Genomic DNA, 3,323 nt, shown 5'->3' on the forward strand with positions numbered 1-3,323 from the left:
CCCACACCCCCCCCCCCGCGATTGCGTATGGGCAGGTGACGGATCAGTCCAGCAACTGACGCAATACCTCCATGAACGCTCGAGCGCTCGCTTGCTCCTGCGCGTGGCGGCCCTGGCGCACAACCCATTGCCCATTGACCATCACGTCGCGCACCTGGCGATCGCCCCCGGCGAACAGCCAGCGATTGAGGATGCCATCACCGCTGGCCGTGGCGAGGTAGGGGTCCTGTCCATCCAATACCAGCCAATCGGCGCGTTTGCCGACTGCCAGCTCGCCGACCGCCTGGCCCATCGCCTGGGCGCCGCCGACCAAGGCTGCGTCGTACAAGGTACGACCGACCATTGGCTGGTCGCCGCGATAGAGCCGGTTGCGGCGTTGGTCGCGCAGGCGCTGGCCATATTCCAGCCAGCGCAGTTCCTCCACGACGCTGAGCGACACATGGCTGTCCGAGCCGATGCCCATGCGCCCACCTTGGGCCATGAAGTCCACGGCGGGGAAGATGCCGTCGCCCAGGTTGGCTTCGGTGGTCAGGCACAGGCCGGCCACGGCGCGGCTGCGGGCCATGGTGCTGACTTCGTCGGCCTCGGCGTGGGTGGCATGGACCAGGCACCAACGCGCGTCTACCTCGACATTCTCATAAAGCCACTGCAGGGGACGGCGACCGCTCCAGGCCAGGCAGTCGTCGACTTCCTTCTGTTGTTCGGCGATGTGGATGTGCACGGGGCACGCCTGGTCGCCGGCCGCCAGCACTTCGGCGATCTGCTGCGGTGTGACCGCGCGCAGGGAATGGAAACACAGCCCCAGGCGCTGGGCGGGTTGTGCCGCCAGGTGCGGGGCGAGACGTTCCTGCAGCCGCAGGTACTGCTCGCTGGAGTTGATGAAGCGGCGCTGGCCCTCGCTCGGCACCTGACCGCCGAAGCCCGCGTGGCTGTAGAGCACGGGTAGCAGGGTCAGGCCGATACCCGTGTCGGCAGCGGCGGCGCTGATGCGCAGCGACAGCTCGGCCGGGTCGGCATAGGCGTGGCCGTTGTGGTCGTGGTGAACGTAGTGAAACTCGGCGACCGAGGTGTAACCGGCCTTGAGCATCTCGATGTACAGCTGGCGGGCGATGACCTGCACTTGCTCGGGGGTAATGCGCCCGACCAGGCGGTACATCAGGTCACGCCAGGTCCAGAAACTGTCGTTGGGGTTGCCGGCCACTTCCGCCAGACCCGCCATCGCACGTTGGAACGCGTGAGAGTGCAGGTTCGGCATGCCCGGCAGCAACGGACCGCCCAGGCGCTCGGCGCCTTCGGCCGAGGCGTCGGCCTCGACATGGGTCAAGCGGCCATCCTCGGCAACTTCCAGGCGGACATTGCTGGCCCAGCCAGTAGGCAGCAGGGCGCGTTCGGCGAAAAAGGCAGGCATCGGGGAAAATCCTGTTATTGTTTAACTTGTATATACATATACAGGCGTTTGCCTGCCGGGTAAACTGCGGCAAGCTACCGCTCAATCAATTGCACAAGGATTCAACGCCGTGCCGACACCTCCTGTCTCCGCGCTGGTTGCCCAGATGGGCGAAGGGCCGGCGCCGCTCTACGCCCGGGTCAAGCAGATGATCGTCCAGCAGATCGAAAACGGCAGCTGGCCGCCGCATCACCGGGTGCCGTCCGAGAGCGAGCTGGTCAGCCAACTGGGCTTCAGCCGCATGACCATCAACCGTGCCCTGCGCGAACTCACCGCGGAAGGGCTGCTGGTGCGCATGCAGGGCGTGGGCACGTTCGTCGCCGAACCCAAGACCCGTTCGGCGCTGTTCGAGGTCAACAACATCGCTGACGAGATCGCCGGCCGTGGTCACCAGCATAGCTGCCAGGTCATCCGCCTCGCCGAGGAGACCGCCGGTTCCGAGCGTGCCCTGGCCCTGGACATGCGCGAAGGCCAGCGGGTGTTCCATTCGCTGATCGTGCACTACGAGAACGGCGTGCCGGTGCAGATCGAAGATCGCTACGTCAATGCCCAGATCGCCCCGGACTACCTCAAGCAGGACTTCACCCAGCAAACGCCCTATGCCTACCTGTCGCAGGTCGCGCCACTGACCGAGGGCGAGCACGTGGTCGAGGCGATCCTCGCCGAACCCGAGGAGTGCCGTTTGCTGCAAATCGAGCAAGGCGAGCCTTGCTTGCTGATTCGCCGCCGCACCTGGTCCGGTCGCCAGCCGGTGACCGCGGCGCGGCTGATCCATCCCGGTTCCCGTCATCGCCTCGAAGGACGATTCAGTAAATGACTCAGTTGCAGTTGCTGCGCGCTAAAGATTACCCGCGCATGCCTTGGAAGAACGGTGGCGGTTTCACCGAAGAGATCACCCGCGACGCAGGCGAGGGCCTGGATGGCTTCGGCTGGCGCCTGTCGATCGCCGACATCGAGGAGTCTGGCGGATTCTCCACCTTCGCCGGCTATCAGCGGATCATCACCGTGCTGCAAGGCGATGGCATGCGTTTGCTGGTCGATGGCCAGGCCAGCCGGCCGCTGCTGCCGTTCGACGCCTTTGCTTTCAATGGCGAGAGCCAGGTCAGTTGCAAGCTGCTCGGTGGCGCGATCCGCGATTTCAACCTGATCTACGCGCCGCAACGCTACCGCGCGCGGTTGCAGTGGTTCGACGGCACCAGCCGGATATTCAGTTCGGCCTCCACGGTATTGCTGTTCGCCGCCAGCGGGCATGTGGAGGTGACGGCGTCGGGACAGCCCAAGCAGCAGCTCGGCTTGTATGACTGCTTGCACCTGGAGGGCAATGACGGGTTGCTCGGGTTGGATGTGCAAGGGCGGTTCTGCCTGATCGAATTGATGCCGCGTTAAATCCGGCATTGTGAAAAGGGGCTGCTGCGCAGCCTGATCGCGGGTTTCTCCTGTGATTGGGTCGCGCAGCAGCCCTTTTTGTTTTCCGGCTTCCCGAGGAACGGTACGAAAATTTGGTTGTCCATGCTTGTACATACAAGTAAAGATGTGTTTGTATATTCACATCGACACACCGCCGTCGACCTGACCGCAGAGGACATTCCCGTGACTGACAACAACAAATACCGTGACGTAGAAATCCGCGCCCCGCGTGGCAACAAGCTGACCGCCAAGAGCTGGCTGACCGAAGCGCCGCTGCGCATGCTGATGAACAACCTCGATCCTCAGGTCGCCGAGAACCCGAAGGAGCTGGTGGTCTACGGTGGCATCGGCCGTGCCGCACGTAACTGGGAGTGCTACGACAAGATCGTCGAGACCCTGACCCGCCTGGAAGACGACGAGACCCTGCTGGTTCAGTCCGGCAAGCCGGTCGGCGTCTTCAAGACCCACG

Annotated in this window: 3 protein-coding genes and 1 pseudogene; 3 read left to right on the plus strand and 1 reads right to left on the minus strand. The window is 64.0% G+C overall.

Translation table 11 applies throughout. The features are described 5' to 3' along the window. Positions 1-43: 43 nt before the first annotated feature. Positions 44-1,408 (minus strand): formimidoylglutamate deiminase, encoded by a 1,365-nt coding sequence (locus ABOA88_RS23955; RefSeq protein WP_367851534.1) that lies wholly within the window; start codon positions 1,406-1,408, stop codon positions 44-46. Between the two features lie 145 nt (positions 1,409-1,553). Between ABOA88_RS23955 and hutC the strand changes: the two genes are divergently transcribed. The 3 genes and pseudogenes from hutC to ABOA88_RS23970 form a co-directional block, all read left to right on the plus strand. After that, positions 1,554-2,264 carry a histidine utilization repressor gene (hutC, locus tag ABOA88_RS23960; RefSeq protein ID WP_177343683.1) on the plus strand — a complete coding sequence of 237 codons (711 nt, stop codon included), beginning with the start codon at positions 1,554-1,556 and terminating at the stop codon, positions 2,262-2,264. Beyond that, positions 2,261-2,833, plus strand: coding sequence for a HutD/Ves family protein (locus tag ABOA88_RS23965; RefSeq protein WP_367851535.1), 573 nt, complete (start codon positions 2,261-2,263; stop codon positions 2,831-2,833). The genes hutC and ABOA88_RS23965 overlap by 4 nt, the downstream gene beginning before the upstream one ends. A gap of 204 nt (positions 2,834-3,037) precedes the next feature. Then, positions 3,038-3,323, plus strand: a pseudogene (locus ABOA88_RS23970) (urocanate hydratase); the annotation flags it as partial.

The organism is Pseudomonas sp. PKS (assembly GCF_051913525.1).
Lineage (GTDB): Bacteria > Pseudomonadota > Gammaproteobacteria > Pseudomonadales > Pseudomonadaceae > Aquipseudomonas > Aquipseudomonas guariconensis_D.